The sequence below is a fragment of the Croceicoccus hydrothermalis genome (assembly GCF_022378335.1).
Lineage (GTDB): Bacteria > Pseudomonadota > Alphaproteobacteria > Sphingomonadales > Sphingomonadaceae > Croceicoccus > Croceicoccus hydrothermalis.
The window spans coordinates 336970-358078 of sequence record NZ_JAIQCI010000003.1; the positions used below are offsets into that span (position 1 = coordinate 336970).

A 21109-nucleotide genomic window follows, 5' to 3' on the forward strand; every position below is an offset into this window, starting at 1 on the left:
ACCATATGCGCCGCACTGGCACTCAGCATAACAGAGTGCCAATCCATGTTTCATCCATAATGGAAGAGGGCACAACTATGGCATTCCGTCCGCTGCACGACCGCGTTCTGGTCCGTCGCATCGAAGCCGACGAAAAGACCGCCGGCGGCATCATCATCCCCGACAGCGCCAAGGAAAAGCCGAGCGAGGGCGAAGTCGTCTCCGTCGGTTCGGGCGCGCGTTCGGAAAACGGCACCGTCACGCCGATGGACCTGAAGGCAGGCGACCGCGTATTGTTCGGCAAATGGTCGGGCACCGAGGTCAAGGTCGACGGCGAAGACCTGCTCATCATGAAGGAAAGCGACGTTCTGGGCGTGATCGGCTGATCCACGCCGCCGCTTTCCTGCACCCCATCATAATTCCCAAGAGGAGATAATCTCATGGCAGCCAAGGATGTGAAATTCTCGCGTGATGCACGCGAACGCATCGTCAAGGGCGTCGACACGCTCGCCAACGCCGTCAAGGTCACGCTGGGCCCCAAGGGCCGCAATGTCGTCATCGACAAGAGCTTTGGCGCGCCGCGCATCACCAAGGACGGCGTCACCGTCGCCAAGGAAATCGAACTCAAGGACAAGTTCGAGAACATGGGCGCGCAGATGATCAAGGAGGTCGCCTCCAAGACCAACGATCTGGCCGGCGACGGCACCACCACCGCCACCGTGCTGGCGCAGGCCATCGTGCGCGAAGGCATGAAGTCGGTCGCAGCGGGCATGAACCCGATGGACCTGAAGCGCGGCATCGACACCGCGGTCGGCAAGGTCACCGAAAACCTCAAGAACCGTTCGAAGGACGTTTCGGGGTCGAGCGAGATCGCCCAGGTCGGCGTCATCTCCGCCAATGGCGACCGTGAAGTCGGCGAGAAGATCGCCGAAGCCATGGACAAGGTCGGCAAGGAAGGCGTCATCACCGTCGAGGAGGCCAAGGGTCTCGAATTCGAACTCGATGTCGTCGAAGGCATGCAGTTCGATCGCGGCTACCTGTCGCCGTACTTCATCACCAACCCCGACAAGATGACGGTCGAGCTGGACAATCCCTACATCCTCATCTTCGAGAAGAAGCTGTCGAACCTGCAGGCGATGCTCCCCATTCTCGAAGCGGTCGTGCAGGCGGGGCGTCCCCTCCTCATCATCGCCGAGGACATCGAGGGCGAAGCGCTCGCGACGCTGGTCGTCAACAAGCTGCGCGGCGGGCTCAAGGTCGCGGCCGTCAAGGCACCGGGCTTCGGCGATCGCCGCAAGGCCATGCTGGGCGACATCGCCACGCTGACCAATGGCGAGATGGTGTCCGAGGATCTGGGCATCAAGCTTGAGAACGTCACGCTCAACATGCTGGGCAGCGCCAAGCGCGTCACCATCGACAAGGACAACACCACCATCGTCGATGGCGAAGGCGACGAAGCGTCGATCAAGGCACGGGTCGAGCAGATCCGCGCGCAGATCGAATCCACGTCGAGCGATTACGACCGTGAAAAGCTGCAGGAACGTCTGGCGAAGCTCGCCGGCGGTGTTGCGGTCATCAAGGTCGGCGGCGCATCCGAGGTCGAGGTGAAGGAACGCAAGGACCGTGTCGACGACGCGCTCCACGCCACCCGCGCCGCGGTCGAGGAAGGCATCGTCCCGGGCGGCGGTACCGCGCTGCTCTACGCCACGAAGGCTCTCGAAGGGCTCAAGGGCGAGAACGACGACCAGACCCGCGGCATCGACATCGTGCGTCAGGCGATCCTCGCCCCCGTGCGTCAGATCGCGACCAACGCCGGTCACGACGGCGCCGTGGTTTCGGGCAACCTCCTGCGCGAAAACGACGAGACGCAGGGCTTCAACGCCGCGACCGACACCTATGAAAACCTGGTCCAGGCCGGCGTGATCGACCCGACCAAGGTCGTGCGCACCGCGCTTCAGGATGCGGCATCGGTGGCCGGCCTGCTCATCACCACCGAGGCAGCCATTGCCGACACGCCCGAGGACAAGGCCGCTGCCGGCGGCGGCATGCCCGACATGGGCGGCATGGGCGGCATGGGCGGCATGGGCGGCATGGGCGGCTTCTAAAGCCTGCCATTCCGCACCGTCCACGCGACGTTGCGAACGGGGGCCGGGGGCATTCGCCTTCCGGCCCCTTTTCCTTGCGCAGGAGCGACCCGCATTCAGAGCGCCGGGCCCGGACCCGAAGCGGCTTTCGCGCGTTGGCACAGTAGAAGACAGAACACGAACACCGGAATTCAAGAATATGCGCCTTCCTCACAAAGCTCATCTTGCCATTGTCGACGGGACTCGTTTCGTGCTGATGCGCAATGATGGCTCGCCCGACGAGCCCAAGCTCAGCGAGCAGGCGAAGCCCGATCTCGACCCGACCAATTTCAGCGCCGGGGTCAAGCATCAGGACGACGCCGGGCAGCGCACCGGCGCGACCGATCTCAACGAGCTGGCCCATGCCGCCGCCGTTGCCGACTGGCTGAACCGCGCCGCGCTCGACAAGACGATCGAGACGCTGGCCATTGCCGCCGATCCCAAGACGCTCGGCGAGATGCGCCGCCATTATCACAAATCGCTGGAGGCGATCATCATTGGCGAGGAAGCCAAGACGCTGACCGGCGAAACGACGGAGCGCATCGAGAAGACGCTCCTTTCCGCTTGACCCAGAAAGACGACACCATGCGGCTCGATCTGCCCGCGATAGGCTATGCCGTCTATCGCCCCCGCCCGCTTGGCAGCAAGGGCAAGCCCCTCGCCACGCGTCGCGATGCGCCAGAGGAAAAGGACAGCCCGGACGCGCAGGGCGAGCACCGGCCCGCCCGTTTCGCCCTGCGCGACCGCACCATGGCGCAGCACGAGGCGACCGAGGCGGCCTTTGCCCCGTTCGACCTTTCGCGGGAGGAGCATTACCGCGCCTTCCTCGCCGCGCATGCGATGGCGTTGCCGGGGCTGGAACTGGCGGTGACGGGGCGCGGTTGGCCGCAATGGACGCCGCGCTTTCCGCAGCTGGCCGACGATCTTGCCGCGCTGGGCGCGTTCCTGCCCATGCCGATCATCGCGTCGGATGCGCGCGGCGCCGCGGCATGGGGCGTGCAATATGTCATCGAAGGCTCGCGGCTGGGCGGGCAATTGCTCGTCCGGCAGGTTCCGGACGGGCTGCCGACGCGCTACCTTTCGCCGCCTGTCGACCACGGCGCCCGCTGGCGCGCGTTCTGCGACGCGTTCGATGCCGAAGCGTCGCAGCATGGGCCGGATTGGTTGGACGAAGCGTCTGATTCTGCTATAGAAACATTTCAACATTTTCGGCGAGCCGCGCAGGCCCTGTCGGAGGACCTTTCTTGAATGAGATGACTATGGATCTGGCCGAGGTCGATCTTACCAATTGCGACCGCGAACCGATCCACATCCTGGGGGCGATTCAGCCCTTCGGATTCCTCCTCGCGACCAGCGCCGACTGGATCGTGCAGCGCGCCGCCAACACCGCTCCCTTCCTCGGCAAGGATACGGACGCGCTCATCGGCGAAACGCTGACCGACATCTTCATGCCCTTCGCGATCAAGCAGATTCGCCGCCGGGTCGTGATGCTGCGCACCGAGGACGCGGTGGAGCGCATCTTCTCGCTGCAACTGCGCGAGGATGACCGCAAGTTCGACGTCGCCGTGCACTTCTCCGGCGACCAGCTCATCATCGAATGCGAACCGGCAACAGGCGACGAGCTCGAAGTCTCCTCCACCGTGCGCAGCATGATTCAGCGGATCGACGGGGCGCCGACGCTCAACGCCCTGCTGCGCGATGGCGCGCGGCAGTGCCGGATGCTGACCGGTTTCGACCGGGTCATGGTGTACCGCTTTGCCGAAAGCGGCAGCGGCGAGGTCGTGGCCGAGGCGCTCGAAAACGGGATCGACAGCTTCATGGGGCTGAATTTCCCGGCGACCGACATCCCGCAACAGGCCCGCCGCCTTTACGTGCGCAACACGTTCCGGATCATCTGCGACGTGAACGAGCCGTCCGTCGCCATCGAACCGCGCGATCAACCAGCGGTCGATCTTTCGCTGTCGCTGCTGCGTGCGGTGTCGCCGATCCACATCGAATATCTCAAGAACATGGGCGTGTCCGCCTCGCTGTCGATCTCGATCATCGTCGACGGCAGGCTATGGGGCCTGTTCGCCTGTCACCATCACGAACCGCGCCTGCCCAGCTTTGCCGAACGCAGCGCCGCCGAGCTGTTCGGGCTGATGTTCTCCCTCGTCCTTGAACGCAAGCTGCGCGCCGAGGAAATGGCGTATGAGGACGAGGCCCGCAAGGTTTCCAACCGGTTGATGTCCGCCGCCGCGCGCGACAATGACCGGCTTTACGACGCCGACTGGATCGGCGAGATCATGCTGGACGCGATCCCCGCCGATGGTGTCGGCGTGATGGTCGACGGCGAAGTCTCGATAAGCGGGATGACACCGAGCGAGGAGCAGTTCAGGCAGCTGATCGGCGCACTCAACCAGAATTCCAAGAGCGAGGTGATCACCACCACGCGCATTTCCGAAATCCTCGACGAGGCGCGCGAATACGAAGGGCGCGCGGCCGGCATGCTCGCCGTGCCGATCTCGCGCCGGCCGCGGGACTATGTCGTGATGTTCCGGGCGGAGCAGCTGCGCTCGGTCCGCTGGGCCGGCAATGCGGAAAAAAGCGTCGAATACGGACCCAACGGCCCACGCCTCACCCCGCGCAAGAGTTTCGAGGAATGGTCCGAACTGGTCCGGGGCGAGGCGCGCCCGTTCACCCCGGCGCAGATCCGCATCGCCAATTCGCTGCGCACGACATTGCTGGAAGTCGTGCTCCGCCTCACCGAAGCGGCGAGCGAGGAACGCCGGCAGGCGGGCGAGCAGAAGAACCTGCTCATCGCCGAACTCAACCACCGGGTGCGCAATATCCTCGCGCTTATCCGCGCGCTCGTCGGGCAGACCGGGCGCGAGGCGGACGATATTCACAGCTTCACCCGCACGCTCGATTCGCGGATTCAGTCGCTCGCCCGTGCGCACGATCAGCTGACCGCGGATCAGTGGGGTCCGGCCCATTTGCGCGACCTGATCACGACGGAGGCCTCGGCCTATCTCCACGGGCAGGCGGAGCGTATCGAGATGGTCGGCCCGGAGGTGACGATCACGCCGGACGGATTCACGGTCATGGCGCTCGTCGTGCACGAGTTGACCACCAATTCGACGAAATATGGCGCGTTGAGCGACAGCGGCAAGGTGTGCGTCGAATGGCGGATCGAGGATGACGGCGCGCTGCTTGTCGACTGGGTCGAAAAGGGCGGGCCGGCGGTCATGCCGCCCAAACGGCGCGGTTTCGGCACGACCATCATTTGCGATTCGATTCCGCACGAGCTCGGCGGCGACGCCGAGGTGCATTATCGCACCGCCGGGCTGGAGGCGCAGTTCCGCATTCCCGCCCGCTACGTCGACAATGCCGAACCCTCGCGCCAGGGTCCGGCGCGACCGTCCTATTCCAGCGATGCGGGCAGGGCGAATATCGCGGGCAAGCGTATCCTCCTGGTCGAGGATAGCGCGCTGATCGCGCTCGACGCGGAGGACAAGCTCATCGACCTCGGCGCAAGCGAGGTCGTCCTCGCCGCGAGCAACAAGGCCGCGTTGCGCGCGATCGAGGCGGATGGCATCGACATCGCCATGCTGGACTTCAACCTCGGCCGCGAAACGAGCACGCCGACGGCCGAACGCTTGCGCGATGCGAAGATTCCCTTCATCTTTGCGTCGGGTTACGGCGGCGAGGACACGGTGCCGGTCGAGTTTCGCGGCGTTCCAATGGTCGTCAAACCCTATGCCGCCGATCAGATATTGCAGGGATTCGCACAGCTTGGCTCCAACGATGAATAGACTGCGCCGCGCATGGGCGGCGGCATTCGCCGTCTTTTTCACCACGTTCGCCTTTCCGGCGTTCGCGGCGGTGACGGTCCATTTTCAAAGTTTCGACGGATCGGTGCTCTTCGGGCGCTATCCACACACCTTCGTCGTCATGGAAGGCACGCTCGACGCCACGGGGGAGCGGATCAACGAGAATTACGGCTTTACCGCAAGATCGGTCACGCCGGCTGTCCTGCGCGGGCCGGTCGAGCATATGATCTATGTCGAGAAGCAGAAATATGTCGAGGAGACGAACCGGCATATCTCCATCACGGTCGACGATGCGACCTATTGGCGCATCCGCCGCGAAGTCGATGCGTGGCGCAATATCGAGGGCGACGGATACGACCTCAACCGCCGCAATTGCATCCATTTCGTCGGTGCGATCGCGCGGATCGTGGGCGCCGACGTGGACTACCCGTCCAGCCTCCTGCGCAAGCCCAGGGCGTGGCTCAACCGCGTGGTCGCGCGCAATCCGCAATTGCACGGGCGTCAGTTCGACTGATCCTTAACAAGGGGGGCGTGCGCACCGCCTATCGCGGTCCGAAGGCGTCCCGCATGGCGATGATATGCCGCGCCTGTTTCAGATGCGGCATGTCGAGCATCTTTCCATCGAGCGCGACGACCCCGGCATCCGGCTCCGCATCGAAGGCTGCCACGACCGCCTCGGCATGGGAGATTTCGTCGGCAGACGGGCTGTAGGCCTCGTTGATCGGTTCCACCTGCGCGGGATGGATCGCCATCCGGCCCGCAAACCCCTCACGCCGGGAGGAAAGCGAATCGGCCCGCAAACCTTCCAGATCGCGAAAATCGGGCCAGATCGCATCGATCGCGGCGACTCCTGCTGCCTTCGCCGCAAGGAGCATCATCGCCCGCACGGTCCGATAGGTCAGCGCCAGCCGCCCGTCATCGCCGCGATTGCCCGCCGCACCGAGATCCGCGCTCAAATCCTCCGCCCCCCAGGTCAGCCCGAAGAGACGCGGCACGACCCGCTCCGCATAGAGCGGAAGACGCAGCGCAGCCCCCGCCGTTTCCGTCGCCACCGGCAGGGTCCGGATCGCGCCCGGCGCCAGCGAATCGCGAAGCTCCAGCACGTCGAGGCAATGGGACAGGCGGACCAGGTCGTCCGGCCCCGCGGCCTTGGGCAACATGATGCCCGCCGGCCCGCCCCGCACCACGGCGGCCAGATCGGCGAGCGCGTGTTCGCTGTCGAACGGATTGATGCGCACCCAGACCGCCGCACCGCCGCCGCGCGCATCGCGCAGCACTTCGGCCGCCATCGCGCGGGCCGTATCCTTGCGCGCGGGCGCAACCGAATCCTCAAGATCGAGGATGATCGCGTCGGCACCCACCGATTGCGATTTGGCAATCTTCTTCTCGCTGTCCGCGGGCACGAACAGCATGGATCGAACCGGGCGTGGCATGGGCATATCCGTCATGGGGTGGGCATCTGCTGGCTGGCGCAGTGGAAACCACCGCCGCCCGAAAGGACCGCGCCGCCCGGAAGGCCGACCGTCGCGCGATCCGGGAACAGCGCGGCAACCGCGGCCACCCCGTCGGCATCATGGACGCTGCCGAAGGTCGGCACGACGACCAGATGGGTGGTGACGCAGAAATTCATGTAGCTGGCCGGTTCGACGAAATCGCCGTCGCTGATCAGACCCGGCGACGGGACGTCGGCAATGTCCAGCCCGAAGGCGCGGGCGCGGTCCCGCGCATCCTCGTAAATCGCGCGATTGGGATCGTCTGCCCCCGTCGGCACGGGCAAGGCCAGCCGCCCCGGCGCGACAAAGCGGGCCAGATTGTCCACATGCCCATCGGTATGATCGTTCAGCAGCCCGTCACCGAGCCAGAGCACACGCTCGAAACCGAGGTCGCGGTTCAGCCGGTCCTCTATGTCACCGCGCGACAATTGCGGATTGCGATTGGGGTTGAGCAGGCATTGCTCCGTCGTGACGACAAGCCCGGTGCCGTCGGTGTCGATGGCCCCTCCCTCCAGGATCCAGTCGGCCACAACCGGCTCCATCCCGGCGTCGCGCGCAAGCTCCGCGCCGACGGTTTCGTCGCCCGCCATCCGATATTTCCCGCCCCAGCCATCGAAGCCGAACCGCCGCGCGCCGCGCCCGCCCGCACCGTCCGACACGATGAGCGGCCCCGTATCGCGCAGCCATATATCGCCATATTCGCGCCGCTCCAGCGTAACGGCGCCGGACACCAGGCTGCGCGCGCGCGCTTCGTTCGCCGCGTCGCGGACGAGCAGGCGCACCGCCTGCCCGCTTTCGGCCACGGCATTGGCGAAGGCGGCGATTTCCTCCTGCGCGCGGGCGAAAGCGGCCGGCCACTCCCCCGCATCATGGGGAAAGCCGATCCACAACCAGTCCTGCGTATGCCATTCGGGCGGCATCCGGTGCGTGTCATCCCTCATCGCGGCGTGGCTCAGCAACCGGTATCCGACGCGGCGCAGCTTTCATCGCGGATGCGGCGAAACTCGTCCCCGTCGAGCCAGTTCGGCCACGCGCCGGTATTCGCCAGCGACCGACCGAGCCGGTAGAACAGGCGCAGATCCTGCTCCGCCCCGTCCCAGTTCCAGTCGGGATCATATTCGTCCTGCGGCCCGTGATACCGGTTCTCGGTATAATCGGCCGCGGCCGCCGCCCCCGCCGCGGTGCCACCCTCAATCAGGTCCTCGCCCGATTCGACGTAGAACATCGGCACACCGCGCTTTGCGAGGCTGAAATGGTCGGAGCGATAGTAATAGCCCTTTTCCGGGGTGGGTTCGGGCGTCGCCGTCCGGCCCAGTTCGCCGAGCGCATCGTCCAGATACGCATCGAGCTCGGACTTGCCCCCGCCCACGACCACCACATCATTCGCAGGGCCCGCCAGCGACAGCGCATCCATGTTCACCCCGCCCACCGTCTGGTCGAGCGGGAAGACCGGATTCGCCGCGTAATATTCGCTCCCCAGAAGGCCCGATTCCTCCGCCGTGACCGCGACGAAGGCGATGGAGCGTTCGGGCGCCCCCGCCTTCACATGCGCCTCGGCCAGTGCGACGAGCGCGGCGGTGCCGGTGGCATTGTCGATCGCGCCGTTGCAGATGTCGTCGCCCGTTTCATCCGCCTTGCACCGGCCCAGATGGTCCCAGTGCGCGGTATAGAGCACGACCTCGTCCGGGCGCTCGCTTCCCGGAAGGACGCCGATGACATTGTTCGATTCGAAGCGCCGGATCGCGCTGTCGAAACCGAAGCTGGTCGTGACGCCGAGCGGCACGGCGGCAAAGCCCTTGCGCTTGGCCGCGGCGGTCATGGCGGCGAGATCCTGCCCCGCCATGGTCATGATCCGCTCCGCCATGGGCTTCTGGACCCAGCCGTTCGCCCGGGTCTGGCTCGCGCCGTCGTCGGCGGTCTGCGCATAGGCTTGCGCACCGGTCCAGCTCGATTGGACCACGTTCCAGCCATAGGCCGCCGGGAACGTGTCGTGCACGATGAGCGCGGCGGTCGCGCCCTGCCGCGCGGCTTCCTCGAATTTATAGGTCCAGCGCCCGTAATAGGTCATCGCCCGCCCGCCGAACGGCCCGTCGAGCGTATCCGCATCATAATCGGGATCGTTGACGAGGATCAGCGCGGTCTTGCCGGTCATGTCGATGCCGGCATAATCGTTCCACCCCTTTTCGGGCGCGTTGATGCCGTATCCCACGAACACGATCTCGCTATCCTCGATCCGCGTTTCGGGGGTCACGCGGTAACTGACCGCCACGTAATCGTCGCCGGGGGCAAGCCGGATGGCCTGCCCGCCGCCCTTCACAATCATGGGCGAATAATCGGCGCCCGTCATTTCGATGAGCGGCACTTTTTGAACCCAGCTGCCGTTATTGCCCGGTTGCAGGCCCGCCGCGGCAAAGCGTTCCTTCAAAAGCGCGATGGTCTTGCGCTCCCCCTCCGTGCCGGGGGCCCGCCCTTCGAATGCGTCGCTGGAGAGGGTGCGCGTGACCTCCTTCATCGTGTCGATCGGGATTTCGGGGGTGCCGTTGCCGGCCATGGCGGGGGGCGATCCGCGCCCCATCGTGGCGCAGGCGGCGAGCGAGGCGGCAAGCGCGGTCGTGGCCGCCCATTGCCCGGCCCGCAGGCCAAATCGTGCCCATGCCTTGTGCCCGAAGTTTGTCCGCGAAATCATTGCCATGTCGATACCGATCCTCATACATCTTCGGCCAAGAGTGGCAGAGCGTGCCGCACCGGGCAAGCATGTCGCGCCCCGCCATACCCGGTGCTATAACCTGTGTCATGAAAGCCATCGCCCCGCGCCAGATCGCGATCCTCGCCGCAATCGCCGCGTCCCTGCTCTTCGCCTGCTCCGCACCGGAAGAGGCGGCCACCGCGCCAGCCGCCGCCGCCGCCGATCCGGCGCAGACCCCTTCGGACGAAAGCGCCACGATCTTTACCCGGAACTTTCGCGCGATCGGCACCGATCCCTATTGGGCGGCGCATGTGACGGACGGGCGGCTGCGGTACATGACGCCGGAGGATCAGGAGGGCGTCACCGTGGACGCGAAGCAAATTTCCCCCGCCGATCAACGCGATTCGATAGAATTGAGCGGTATGATCGGCGACGTGCCCTTCACGCTTTCCGGCCGTATCGAACCCTGCACCGACGGGCTGTCCGACCGCGAATACCCCTATAGCGTCACCTTCGAGCGCGATGGCGAATCCATGACCGGGTGCGCGCGCCCCACCGACAGCCTTTGACGCAGTGCAGCAATCCATATCGCTCTGGCGAAGGCCGCAGAACCATACGAGCCTCCCTTCCGGTGTAATACCTTGCTTTTGTTGGCGTATGCATAATTTGCAACACTGCTGGATCATTTCGCATTTGCACAAAGAATGCCGCTAGCCTATCTCGAAATGGCCTTACAGGCATCCTCTCCCAAAACTTCATGGCCCGGTCGGCATGTCCGTCCGGGCCTTTTTTTGTCCCGATATGCGGCCGCGCCATAGCTGGCCCCGTGGCGTATTTCCCGAACGCGATTCCTCGCTCGTGCGGATTGCAAGGGCGGAACCCATCCCCATCTGATCCTTTGACACCCGAAACGGGTCATGGGCGATGCGTTGCGCGATGCGCCCTCAACGACAAGGAGCCTTTCATGGCGGATGCAGACGCGGGCACCGATTCCCGCGAAGTGAAATTACAGGTCGCAGCGGCACGGCAGGAGGAATCGGGCCACGGCATCGCCCGCATCCCGCGCGACGCGATGGCCGCGCTTGGCGTGACAGAGGGCGACATCATCGAAATCACGGGCAAGCGGACGACGCCGGCGCGCGCTCTGCAACCCTACCCCGAGGATGAGGGGCTGAACGTCATCCGCCTCGACGGGCTCGAACGCGGCAATGCCGAGGCCGGGTCGGGCGAGCATGTCGTGGTCAAGAAAGCCGAATCGCGCCCCGCCACCCGCGTGGTGTTCGCGCCTGCGCAAAAGGAAATGCGGCTTCAGGGACCGGGACAGGCGTTGAAGCGCAATTTCTTCGGTCGGCCGCTCGTCGCGGGCGATCTTGTCGCGACGCGCGGACAGAAGCGGGTGAAGGACATGCCGCCCGAAATCGCGCGCATGTTCAACGCGCCTGCCTTTGCGCTCACGCAGATCCGTCTCACGGTCGTCAGCACGACGCCCAAGGGAATCGTGCATATCGACGAAAATACCGAGGTCGAGCTGAAAGCCGAGTTCGAGATGCCGCGCGATGGCCGCGCCGAGGTCAATTACGACGATGTCGGCGGGATGGAGGAAACCATTCGCCAGCTGCGCGAAATGGTCGAACTGCCGCTGCGCTACCCCGAACTGTTCACGCGTCTCGGCGTCGATCCGCCCAAGGGGGTGTTGCTGCACGGTCCGCCGGGCACGGGCAAGACGCGCCTTGCCCGCGCGGTCGCCAATGAAAGCGATGCGAATTTCTTCACCATCAACGGCCCGGAAATCATGGGTTCCGCCTATGGCGAGAGCGAGAAGCGCCTCCGCCAGGTGTTCGAGGAGGCGCAGAAGAACGCGCCCGCCATCGTCTTTATCGATGAACTGGATTCCATCGCACCCAAGCGGAACAACACGCCGGGCGAGGCGGAAAAGCGGCTTGTCGCGCAATTGCTGACGCTGATGGACGGGTTGGAGGCGCGCTCCAATCTCGTCGTGATCGCGGCCACCAATCGCCCCGATGCGCTGGACGAGGCGCTGCGCCGCCCCGGCCGGTTCGACCGGGAAATCATCGTCGGCGTGCCGGATCAGACCGGGCGGGAGGAGATCATCGTCATTCACACCCGCGGCATGCCGCTGGCCGAGGATGTCGATCTCAAGGAACTTGCCCGCACGACCCATGGTTTTGTCGGGGCCGATCTCGCCGCCCTGGCGCGCGAAGCCGCGATCGAGGCGGTGCGCCGCATCATGCCCAAGCTCGATCTCGACGCGCGGACCATCCCGCCCGAAGTGCTGGACAATCTGTCGGTGGAGCGCCGCGATTTTTCCAATGCGCTCAAACGCGTGCAGCCATCCGCCATGCGCGAAGTGATGGTGCAGGCGCCCACCGTGGGATGGGCCGACATCGGCGGCGTGGACGAAGCGACGGAAAAACTGCGCGAAGGCGTGGAACTACCGCTCAAAAATCCGCAGGCGTTCAAACAGCTCGGCATCCGGCCGGCGCAGGGATTCCTCCTTTACGGCCCGCCCGGCACCGGCAAGACCTTGTTGGCCAAGGCCGTCGCGAAGGAAGCGGAGGCGAATTTCATCTCGATGAAATCGTCGGACCTGCTCTCCAAATGGTTCGGCGAAAGCGAGCAACAGATCAGCCGGCTCTTCGCCCGCGCGCGGCAGGTCGCCCCGTGCGTCGTGTTCATCGACGAGATCGACAGCCTCGTGCCCGCACGCGGATCCGGCGGCAGCGAACCGCAGGTGACGAGCCGGGTGGTCAACACCATTCTTGCCGAAATGGACGGGCTGGAGGAATTGCAGTCGGTCGTCGTCATCGGTGCCACCAATCGCCCAACGCTGGTCGATCCGGCGCTGCTGCGTCCCGGCCGTTTCGACGAGCTGGTCTATGTCGGCGCGCCGAGCGAGGAGGGACGCCTCCATATCCTCAAGATCCACACGGCGAACATGCCTTTGGCCGATGATGTCGACCTCGCCCATGTGGCGGGAGAAACCGAGCGTTTCACCGGCGCCGATCTGGAGGATGTGGTGCGCCGGGCCGGTCTTAACGCGATCCGCCGCGACGGGGGCGATGTTCGTATCGTCGAGATGGAGGATTTCCGGGAGGCGTTGAAGGATTCGCGCGCCACGGTGACGCAGAAGATGGAGCAGGAATACGCCAAGATGCGCGGCGAATTGAAACGGCGCGCGGCGGAAACCGGACCCATCGGTTTCATCTCTCCCGGCATGCTGACCTCGACCCGGGAAAACAAGCACGAGGATTGAGGCAGCGCGTGAGGGGTGGTCGTTCGCGACTGCCCCTTCGCCCTATCCTGCCGAGGGCATCGCCGCGGCAGAGGGCGGGCCGCTGGCGCCTTCGATACGCAACGGCTCGGCGGCGAGCAGGCGGTTGCGCACGATCGCATCGGGTATTTCGGCGGCGATCCATTGTATCAGCGCCTCACGTATGTCGCAGCGCAGGTCGAACAGGGTCGGCGAATCCTTCGCCGTCATCAAAAACCGCACCTCGATCGCGTCGCGGGTCAGTTCGGTCACCTGCATATGCCGCACCCGCTTGTCCCATCGGGCATTGCTTTCGATCAGTTCCATGAATTTTTCGCGGATCGGATCGAGTTTCGTCATCGGATCGACGTAGAACATTACCGTGCCCAGCAATTGGGAGGTGGTCTTGGTCCAGTTCTGAAAAATCTCGTCGAGGAACTTGGATGTCGGCACCACGAGCCGCCTTTCGTCCCACACCTTCACCACCACGTAAGTCGTGCGGATCTCTTCGATCCAGCCCCACTCGCCGCCGATGATGACGGCATCGCCAATGCGGATCGGCTCTGTCAGGGCGAGTTGCAGCCCCCCGATCAGTGATTTCAACGCCGGTTGCGCCGCCGCGCCCACGGCCAGCCCGGCAAGGCCCGCCGACGCGACCAGCGTCACGCCAATGTCCCGCACCACCGGAATCGACAACAGCACCAGCCCCGCCGTGATGAACACGATGAGCGCAGTGCCCAGCCGCGAAAAAATCTGCAATCGCGTGCGTCGGCGCCGCGCACTCAGATTGTCTTCCACCGAAATATCGGTGCGCATGATCATCGCGGCGATCAGCGCATGAAACAGCGACAGCGCAATCCAGCCGAGCAAGGCGGGCAACACGAACCCCGCGATCGCCTCCCACAAAAGCGCGAGTTCGGGAATTTCCCCCGCGACGAATACCAGCGCCACCGCGACCGCGGCGTAGCGCGTCGGCTTGCGCATTTTTTCGAGCACGAGATTGTCGGCAGCGCTCCGGCTGGAGCGGACCACCTTGCCAAGCAGGCCGAACGCCAGCCGGTGGAGCGCCAGCACGCCCGCCACCGCCAGCACCAGCAGGATGATGTCCAGCCCCCATTCGACGACATGGGGAGGCAGGTTCTCAAACGGTGCGCGCATGGTTTCGAAGTCCATGTGCGCGATGCTACGCATGACTTTGCTGCGATGCAATATAGGGGTTCAGCCGTGCGGGATACGCATGTTCACCTCTGCGCCGCGTTCGTCGAAATGACGTTCGATCGTGCCGTCGAGCTGGCGGGCGCTGCTCTCCATCAGCATGCTGCCGAAACCGCGCCGCTCGCCCGGTTCGGCGGGTTGCGGACAGATTTCGCGCCATTTGAGATGCAGTTCGCGCGTGTCGGCACCCGCGCCCGTGTCGTCCAGGGACCAGGCGATCTCGATCCGCCCGCCCTCCTGCGACCAGGCGCCATATTTGACCGCATTGGTGGCAAGTTCGTGCAGGACGAGCCCGATCGGCGTCGCCTGTCGCATGGTCAGCCGCACCGGCGGGCCGGTGACATCCACCGGATTTTCGTCGGAGCGATAAGGGGCCAGCACCTTCTCGATCAACGTGACGAGCTCCGCCTCGCTATCGTCGCCGCCCTGCGTTGCCTCATGCGCGTCGAGCAGGGCGCGGATGCGGGCGGCGATGATCTCCGCCGTCTGCTGCGCGCCGGTCTGGCCGCGCGCGCTCATCTGCACGATGGCGAGAATGACCGCGAACAAATTCTTGACCCGGTGATTCAGCTCGTGCGCGAGCAGGTCGGCGCGGTCCTTCGCCTCGGCCAGTTCCTCCGCGCGCGAGGCGCGCTCCTCGCTCTGCGCCGCGCGGATCGACTGCGCAAAGCCGAGCACCAATGCCGCCACGATCCCCAGCATCAGCGCGGACAACAGGGGCAGCACGCGATTTTCGTTGATGGCGGCCTCGTCGGTCGCCTGCGAAAGAATGGCCTGCTCACTCGCCTCCATCTCGCTGAGTGCCTGGCGGAGCGCTTTCATCTCCTGCATCCCCTCTTTCGAGAGTATGACCTGCTGCGCATCGAGAATGCGGCCGTCGCGGATCATGCCGACCGTCTCGTCGAGCTCGGCGAACTTCGCCGTGCCATGCGCGTCGATCCGGGCGAGCAGGGCGCGTTGTTCCGCATTGCCTTCGGCACGGACCAGCCGTTTCAATCTGCGCAGCGCGCGGGGATAGAGCGCCCGCCCCATTTCGTAGGATGCGAGGTAATCCCGGTCGAGCGTGATGAAATAGCCGCGCTGCCCCGTTTCGGCGTTGAGCGCCGCCCGGTCGAGATCGCGCAGCGCGCCCATTACCTGCATTGTGCGTTCGGCCTGCGCGCGTTCCTCGCGCTCGCTCGTGATCGTGTTCCACACGAGGAAGAGCGAGCCTATCAACCCGATTGCAACAAGCAAAAACACCACGCGCGATGCGATCTTCCCCGCGCGTGGCGAGAGGAGCGCGTCGCTATGTTGCGCCGGGACGGCCAGCTCGGTCATGGCTTCCCTCTCCTTCACCCGCGGGGCAGGTCAATGCGCGGCACCCCAGCTCGTTCCCGATCCTATATCCACTCCCAGCGGCACGTCCAGCGTGACCGACGGCCCCGCCGCCTCGGCCATGACCCGCTCGATCACGGGCGCGGCGGCGGCCACGTCGCCTTCGGGCAACTCGAAGACCAGCTCGTCGTGCACCTGAAGCAGCATGCGCACATGCGGCAGGCCCGCCTCGCGCAGCGCCGGCATCATTCGCACCATCGCGCGCTTGATGATGTCGGCGCTGGTCCCCTGTATCGGGGCGTTGATGGCGGCGCGCTCGCTTCCCGAACGTTCGGCCTGGTTCTTGGAATTGATTCGCGGGAACCACGTCTTGCGCCCGAACAATGTCTCGGAATAGCCGCGCGCCCTCACTTGCTCCAGCGTGTGGACGATATAGCGCTGAATACCCGGAAAGCGTTCGAAATAGGTGTCGATCATCTCCTGCGCCTCGTCCTGTCCGACGCCGAGCCGCCCGGCCAGGCCCCAGCGCGATATGCCGTAGAGGATGGCGAAATTGATCGTCTTGGCCCGTGCGCGCGTGTCGCGGTCGACGGTCCCGAACATCTCCTCCGCCGTGCGGCTGTGGATGTCCTGCCCTTGGGCAAAGGCTTCCTTCAACGCGGGCACGTCGGCCATATGCGCGGCGAGGCGCAATTCAATCTGGCTGTAATCGGCTGCGAGCAGGACATGCCCCTCCTCCGCGACGAAGGCATCCCGGATGCGGCGGCCGGTTTCGGTGCGGATGGGGATGTTCTGCAAATTGGGATCGGTCGACGACAGCCGCCCGGTCTGCGCACCGACGAGGCTGTAGCTGGTATGCACGCGCCCGGTGTCGGGGTTGATCGCCTGTTGCAGCGCCTCGGTATAGGTGGAACGCAATTTCGACAATTGCCGCCAGTCGAGCACGCGCGCGGCCATCTCGACCCCCTCGCCGGCCAGCGATTCCAGCACCGACTGATCCGTGGAATATTGCCCGCTCTTGCCCTTTTTCCCGCCCTTCAAACCCATCTTGTCGAACAGGATCTCGCCCAGCTGTTTCGGGCTGCCCACGGCGAATTCCTCGCCGGCGAGCGTGTGGATCTGCGCCTCGAACGTGGCCATCTGGCCGGCGAATTCCTCCGACATGGCGGCGAGTTCGGCCCGGTCCACCTTGACGCCCTCGCGCTCCATCGCGGCGACCACGGGGACGAGCGGGCGATCGACGTTCTCGTAGATTTTCGTGCCGCCCTCATCGGCCAGACGGTGGCGCAACACGCGTTGCAGGCGCCATGTCACGTCGGCATCCTCGGCGGCATAGCGCGTCGCCTTGTCCAGCGGGACGGCGCCGAAGGGGATCTGCTTCTTCCCCGTGCCGCAGATGTCCTTGAACGTCAGCGTCGTGTGACCGAGATGCGTTTCGGACAGCGAATCCATCCCATGCGCATTGCCGATCCCGCCCCCGCCACGCCCGGCATCCAGCGCGAAGGACAGGATCATCGTGTCGTCGATGGGCGCGACCTCAACCCCGTGCCGCGCCAGCACGTTGAGATCATATTTGATGTTCTGCCCGATTTTCAGCACTGCATCGCTGATCAGCAGTGGGCGCAACCGGTCGAGCGCCACCTCGCGGCCGATCTGCTCGGGCCGTTCCTCGAACATGTCGTCGCTGCCGTGGCCGAGCGGGATGTAGCATGCATCATTGGGGCCCAGCGCCAGGCTGATCCCCGTCAACTCCGCCCGCATTGCGTCGAGCGCGCTGGTTTCCGTATCGATGGCGACGGCGCGCGCGGCAAAGGCACGCTCGATCCACGCGTCGAGCCGGTCGACGCTCTGCACGCATTCGTAGCTGTCGAGATCGGGCTTCGGCATGTCGGCGAGCGGCTGGCGCGTACCGGCTTTCTCGCCCGCGGTCTGCGGTTTCGCCGGGTTGAGATCGGTCGGGCGCGACGGGCTCCCCGCCCCGTTGCCCAGCCGTTTCAGCAGGCTGTGAAAGCCGTGGGTTTCGAGAAATTGCGCCAGCGGTTCGGGCGGAATGCCGTTAAGCGCGAAATCCTCGATCGGCGTTGGCAGGTCGCAATCCTCCCGCAAAGCCACGAGACGGCGTGACAGGCGCGCCATCTCGCTATGCTCGATCAGGTTTTCGCGCATCTTGGACTTCTTCATGTCCGGCGCGGCGGCCAGCACGCTTTCGAGGTCGCCATATTCGTTGATCAGCTTCTCGGCGGTTTTCGGCCCGATCCCCTTCACGCCGGGAATATTGTCGACCGCATCGCCCATCAACGCGAGCACATCGCCCAGCTTTTCGGGCGGCACGCCGAATTTCTCGACCACCTCGGCGGTTTCGATTCGCGCGTTCTTCATCGTGTCGAGCATGTCGATGCATCCGCCCTCCACGCCGTCGTCCGCGTCGGAACACGCGCCGACAAGCTGCATCAGATCCTTGTCCGACGACACGATCGTCACGTCCCAGCCCCGCCGCGTCGCCCCGCGGGCATAGGATGCGATGAGGTCGTCCGCCTCCAGATCGTCCTCCTCGATACAGGCGAGCGAAAAGGCCCGCGTGGCATCACGGATGAGCGGGAATTGCGGCTTCAGATCCTCCGGCGGGGGCGGGCGATGCGCCTTGTAATCGGGATAGAGATCGTTGCGGAACGAATGCGACGCCTTGTCGAGAATCACGGCCAGATGGGTCGGCCCGTCCGCCTCGTCGAGATCCTGCGCCAGCTTCCACAGCATGGTGGTATAGCCATAGACCGCACCCACCGGCGTGCCCTCCGGATTGGTCAGCGGCGGCAGACGGTGATAGGCGCGAAAGATATAGGCCGAGCCATCGACAAGGTAGAGATGCGGTTTGCGGCCCGCCGCGTCATCGCCGGCCCTTTGGGAAAGATCGTTCATGCCCGCCCGAGTAGCACCGGGCGCGGGCAAGGTCATCCATTCTTGGCGAACCGCATTGCCGGGCGGCGCGCGCCCTGTGCGAAAAATGACGGCTCGCCCTATTCCCGTCACATTGTGGGGTTAAGAAAATCTGGCGTCTCGTGAAATATCGCTTGCGCTGCCTTATTTTCGCCCTTATTTACGGTTGCAGAGCCCGCCCGTGAAGGTCGGTTCGCATGCGGTCCGCCATTGCGGCCCATGTTCAACGAAATAAGGATGCATATCTATGCGTAAGATCATTCTCGCCGCTGCCATCGCCGGTTCCGCTCTGACCCTGACCGCTTGCTCGGAAGGCACGGAAGAGAACGCGGAAATGACCGCTGACTCGATGGCTGCTGACACCGAAGCCAACATGGACGCCGCTGGCGCCGAGATGGAAGAGCTGGGCACCGAGACCGAAATGATGGCTGAAGATGTCGCCACCGACGTCGATCAGGCTGCTGCCGAAGCCGAAGCCGACATGCAGGACGAGACGGTTGCCGAAGCGCAGGCCGACTAATCCTTACGCATTCGCGTAAAGAATTGGGGCGCGAGGGATATCCCTCGCGCCCTTTTTCGTGCCTGCATTCCGGTCACGCACCGCCCCTATCGCACGATTACGGTCTGTTCGCGCCCTATTCCGGGTCCAAGCCGAGCGCGCGGAGGACGGCCTCGACCTGCCGCTCCACCGGCATGTCGCCCTTGACCAGGATCGCGTTCTCGTCCGCATCGGGCCGTTCCAGCACCGCACATTGATCGGCCAGTAGCGCCGGCGGCATGAAATGCCCCGCGCGCCCGGTCATCCGCGCATGCAATTGCGCCATGGTCAGCTCTGGCAGGACGAACCGCACATCCGGGCAAGCCGCCCGCAACCCGTCCCGATATTCACGTTTGAGCGCGGAACAGCTGGCCACCGCGCCATCCGACGCCGCGAGCGCAAGCCCCAGCGCGCGGAGCCACGGCATCCGATCCGCATCGTCGAGCGGGTGACCCGCCGCCATTTTCGCGACATTGGCCGGCCCGTGCAGATCGTCCCCCTCGATGAAAGGGACCGCAAGCCTGCCGGCAAGCGCGCGGCCGAGCGTGGACTTGCCGCAACCGCTCGGCCCCATGATGCACAGGTGGATCAAGGGGCGCGTCGGCCCGCCTCGTTCCCGGCATAGCGATTTTGGGCAAATCCGTTGTAGAGGGTGCGCGCGATGGACGCGATCTTCTGGCTGCGCTGTGCCCGGCCGCCCTGCCCGGTGACGTAGATCGCCATGACGATCACGCGCCCGTCCGGCATTTCGACAAAACCGACATCGCTGGCCGTATTGTTGAGCGTGCCGGTCTTGTGCCCGAATTCCACGCCGGAGGGCAGACCCGCCTTGATCCGGCTGCGCCCGGTCACGGTGCGCGTCATCGCGCCGATCACCACGTCGCGGCTTTTGGGGCTGAGCCATTTGCCCTGATACAGTCCGGCGATAAGCTCGACCATTTCGGCGGGCGGCGTGCTGTCGCGCTCATCCACCACCAATGCCGGATCGAACTCGCCATCGTCGCGCACCAGCGTCGCGATGTCGCGGTCGATACGCTGCCGATCGATGCCGGCGCTGCGCAGCCAGGCGGTCACCGCCTTCGGCCCGCCGACCGCGGCCAGCATCGCATCGGTCGCGGTGTTGTCGCTGCGCGTGATCATCAGCTCGATCAGGCTTTGCGCGGTAAGCATCATGCCCGGCTTCACCGGGGCGACGGGCGTCGAGAATGCCTTCGACGCGACCGGGATCATCAACGGGTATTTATGCTGAAGGCTGTAACGCCCGGCATCCACACCGGCGAGGAACGTCGCCGCGATCGCGATTTTCGACGTGCTGGCCATGGGAAAGGCCTGCTCACCCAGGATGGAAACCTCCGCCCCGGTGTTGAGATCGAGTGCGGCGACACCGATGCGGCCATTGTCCGGCTGCGCCACGGCAAAGAGCGCCTGACGCAGTGCGGGCGGCACGTCGCGGACCCGTTCGCGCCCGTCGAGAACGGCGCCGTTCTCGCTCTTCAAGAATTCCTCGAAGCTCTGCGCCTGCGCGGCGCCGGCGGTCATCGCGAGACCGGCGGCGCCAAGGCCCATTGCGGCAAATGCGGATATCGCCGTCCGCCGGATGTTCGTAAGGTTCAGTCCCAGCATGTCTTCCCCGATAGCATGGTGAGCGTTGGCCAAAGATTAACGGGGCCAAAGATTAACGCGCCCAAAGATTAACGGGCCCGGCGAAATGGTAAAGCCCCCGCCGCGCCCGTTTCATGCC

17 protein-coding genes are annotated in these 21109 nt (G+C 65.0%); 9 read left to right on the forward strand and 8 right to left on the reverse strand.

Annotated features, from left to right (window positions below; translation table 11 throughout):
• Positions 1–77 precede the first annotated feature (77 nt).
• The 6 genes from groES (at position 78) to K4G67_RS03695 (ending at position 6428) form a co-directional block, all read left to right on the forward strand.
• Positions 78–365 carry a co-chaperone GroES gene (groES, locus tag K4G67_RS03670; protein WP_239805021.1) on the forward strand — a complete coding sequence of 96 codons (288 nt, stop codon included), beginning with the start codon at positions 78–80 and terminating at the stop codon, positions 363–365.
• A gap of 54 nt (positions 366–419) precedes the next feature.
• Entirely contained in the window at positions 420–2084 is a 1665-nt protein-coding gene (gene groL, locus K4G67_RS03675; RefSeq protein ID WP_239805022.1) for a chaperonin GroEL, read from the forward strand.
• 178 nt (positions 2085–2262) lie between these two features.
• Positions 2263–2670: a baeRF12 domain-containing protein gene (locus K4G67_RS03680; RefSeq protein WP_239805023.1), complete on the forward strand. Its 408-nt coding sequence runs from the start codon at positions 2263–2265 to the stop codon at positions 2668–2670.
• A complete protein-coding gene (locus tag K4G67_RS03685) occupies positions 2667–3350 on the forward strand; it encodes a biliverdin-producing heme oxygenase (protein WP_239805024.1) in 684 nt (227 codons plus the stop codon). The genes K4G67_RS03680 and K4G67_RS03685 overlap by 4 nt, the downstream gene beginning before the upstream one ends.
• A 5-nt stretch (positions 3351–3355) precedes the next feature.
• Positions 3356–5896 (forward strand): HWE histidine kinase domain-containing protein, encoded by a 2541-nt coding sequence (locus tag K4G67_RS03690; RefSeq protein ID WP_239805099.1) that lies wholly within the window; start codon positions 3356–3358, stop codon positions 5894–5896.
• Positions 5889–6428, forward strand: coding sequence for a hypothetical protein (locus K4G67_RS03695; protein ID WP_239805025.1), 540 nt, complete (start codon positions 5889–5891; stop codon positions 6426–6428). Before K4G67_RS03690 ends, K4G67_RS03695 begins: the two co-directional genes overlap by 8 nt.
• Before the next feature lie 28 nt (positions 6429–6456).
• Here K4G67_RS03695 and K4G67_RS03700 read toward each other — a convergent pair whose 3' ends face one another.
• Genes K4G67_RS03700 through K4G67_RS03710 form a run of 3 tightly spaced genes read right to left on the reverse strand, consistent with a single transcriptional unit; the run spans position 6457 to position 10099 of the window.
• Positions 6457–7347, reverse strand: a complete 891-nt coding sequence (locus K4G67_RS03700) for an HpcH/HpaI aldolase/citrate lyase family protein (RefSeq protein ID WP_239805026.1) — start codon at positions 7345–7347, stop codon at positions 6457–6459.
• A gap of 11 nt (positions 7348–7358) precedes the next feature.
• Positions 7359–8348, reverse strand: a complete 990-nt coding sequence (locus K4G67_RS03705) for an agmatine deiminase family protein (RefSeq protein WP_239805027.1) — start codon at positions 8346–8348, stop codon at positions 7359–7361.
• An 11-nt stretch (positions 8349–8359) separates the two neighbouring features.
• Complete coding sequence (locus K4G67_RS03710) at positions 8360–10099, reverse strand: M28 family metallopeptidase (protein WP_420829983.1); 1740 nt, start codon at positions 10097–10099, stop codon at positions 8360–8362.
• Between the two features lie 101 nt (positions 10100–10200).
• On the opposite strand from K4G67_RS03710, the gene K4G67_RS03715 reads away from it, so the two are divergent.
• Complete coding sequence (locus K4G67_RS03715; protein WP_239805028.1) at positions 10201–10662, forward strand: hypothetical protein; 462 nt, start codon at positions 10201–10203, stop codon at positions 10660–10662.
• Between the two features lie 395 nt (positions 10663–11057).
• The gene (locus K4G67_RS03720; RefSeq protein ID WP_239805029.1) at positions 11058–13367 is read left to right on the forward strand and encodes a CDC48 family AAA ATPase; all 2310 of its coding nucleotides are present in this window, start codon (positions 11058–11060) and stop codon (positions 13365–13367) included.
• Positions 13368–13409: 42 nt separating this feature from the next.
• Here K4G67_RS03720 and K4G67_RS03725 read toward each other — a convergent pair whose 3' ends face one another.
• From K4G67_RS03725 to polA, 3 genes are read right to left on the reverse strand one after another with little or no spacing between them, the layout of a single operon-like run.
• Complete coding sequence (locus tag K4G67_RS03725; RefSeq protein ID WP_239805030.1) at positions 13410–14555, reverse strand: mechanosensitive ion channel family protein; 1146 nt, start codon at positions 14553–14555, stop codon at positions 13410–13412.
• A gap of 27 nt (positions 14556–14582) precedes the next feature.
• A complete protein-coding gene (locus K4G67_RS03730) occupies positions 14583–15899 on the reverse strand; it encodes a sensor histidine kinase (protein ID WP_239805031.1) in 1317 nt (438 codons plus the stop codon).
• Between the two features lie 30 nt (positions 15900–15929).
• The gene (polA, locus tag K4G67_RS03735) at positions 15930–18812 is read right to left on the reverse strand and encodes a DNA polymerase I (RefSeq protein WP_239805032.1); all 2883 of its coding nucleotides are present in this window, start codon (positions 18810–18812) and stop codon (positions 15930–15932) included.
• A 265-nt stretch (positions 18813–19077) separates the two neighbouring features.
• Here polA and K4G67_RS03740 point away from each other — a divergent pair, with 265 nt between their 5' ends.
• Positions 19078–19350: a hypothetical protein gene (locus K4G67_RS03740; RefSeq protein WP_239805033.1), complete on the forward strand. Its 273-nt coding sequence runs from the start codon at positions 19078–19080 to the stop codon at positions 19348–19350.
• A 115-nt stretch (positions 19351–19465) separates the two neighbouring features.
• Here K4G67_RS03740 and K4G67_RS03745 read toward each other — a convergent pair whose 3' ends face one another.
• Positions 19466–19960, reverse strand: a complete 495-nt coding sequence (locus K4G67_RS03745) for a gluconokinase (RefSeq protein WP_239805034.1) — start codon at positions 19958–19960, stop codon at positions 19466–19468.
• Complete coding sequence (locus K4G67_RS03750; RefSeq protein ID WP_239805035.1) at positions 19957–20991, reverse strand: serine hydrolase; 1035 nt, start codon at positions 20989–20991, stop codon at positions 19957–19959. The genes K4G67_RS03745 and K4G67_RS03750 overlap by 4 nt, the downstream gene beginning before the upstream one ends.
• Between the last annotated feature and the right edge of the window lie 118 nt (positions 20992–21109).

Coding starts and splice junctions, on each gene's coding strand:
- groES (WP_239805021.1), top strand. CDS start 78: ATGGCATTCCGTCCGCTGCACGACCGCGTTCTGGTCCGTCGCATCGAA.
- groL (WP_239805022.1), top strand. CDS start 420: ATGGCAGCCAAGGATGTGAAATTCTCGCGTGATGCACGCGAACGCATC.
- K4G67_RS03680 (WP_239805023.1), top strand. CDS start 2,263: ATGCGCCTTCCTCACAAAGCTCATCTTGCCATTGTCGACGGGACTCGT.
- K4G67_RS03690 (WP_239805099.1), top strand. CDS start 3,356: ATGACTATGGATCTGGCCGAGGTCGATCTTACCAATTGCGACCGCGAA.
- K4G67_RS03695 (WP_239805025.1), top strand. CDS start 5,889: ATGAATAGACTGCGCCGCGCATGGGCGGCGGCATTCGCCGTCTTTTTC.
- K4G67_RS03700 (WP_239805026.1), bottom strand. CDS start 7,347: ATGCCACGCCCGGTTCGATCCATGCTGTTCGTGCCCGCGGACAGCGAG.
- K4G67_RS03705 (WP_239805027.1), bottom strand. CDS start 8,348: ATGAGGGATGACACGCACCGGATGCCGCCCGAATGGCATACGCAGGAC.
- K4G67_RS03710 (WP_420829983.1), bottom strand. CDS start 10,099: ATGGCAATGATTTCGCGGACAAACTTCGGGCACAAGGCATGGGCACGA.
- K4G67_RS03715 (WP_239805028.1), top strand. CDS start 10,201: ATGAAAGCCATCGCCCCGCGCCAGATCGCGATCCTCGCCGCAATCGCC.
- K4G67_RS03720 (WP_239805029.1), top strand. CDS start 11,058: ATGGCGGATGCAGACGCGGGCACCGATTCCCGCGAAGTGAAATTACAG.
- K4G67_RS03725 (WP_239805030.1), bottom strand. CDS start 14,555: ATGCGTAGCATCGCGCACATGGACTTCGAAACCATGCGCGCACCGTTT.
- K4G67_RS03730 (WP_239805031.1), bottom strand. CDS start 15,899: ATGACCGAGCTGGCCGTCCCGGCGCAACATAGCGACGCGCTCCTCTCG.
- polA (WP_239805032.1), bottom strand. CDS start 18,812: ATGAACGATCTTTCCCAAAGGGCCGGCGATGACGCGGCGGGCCGCAAA.
- K4G67_RS03740 (WP_239805033.1), top strand. CDS start 19,078: ATGCGTAAGATCATTCTCGCCGCTGCCATCGCCGGTTCCGCTCTGACC.
- K4G67_RS03750 (WP_239805035.1), bottom strand. CDS start 20,991: ATGCTGGGACTGAACCTTACGAACATCCGGCGGACGGCGATATCCGCA.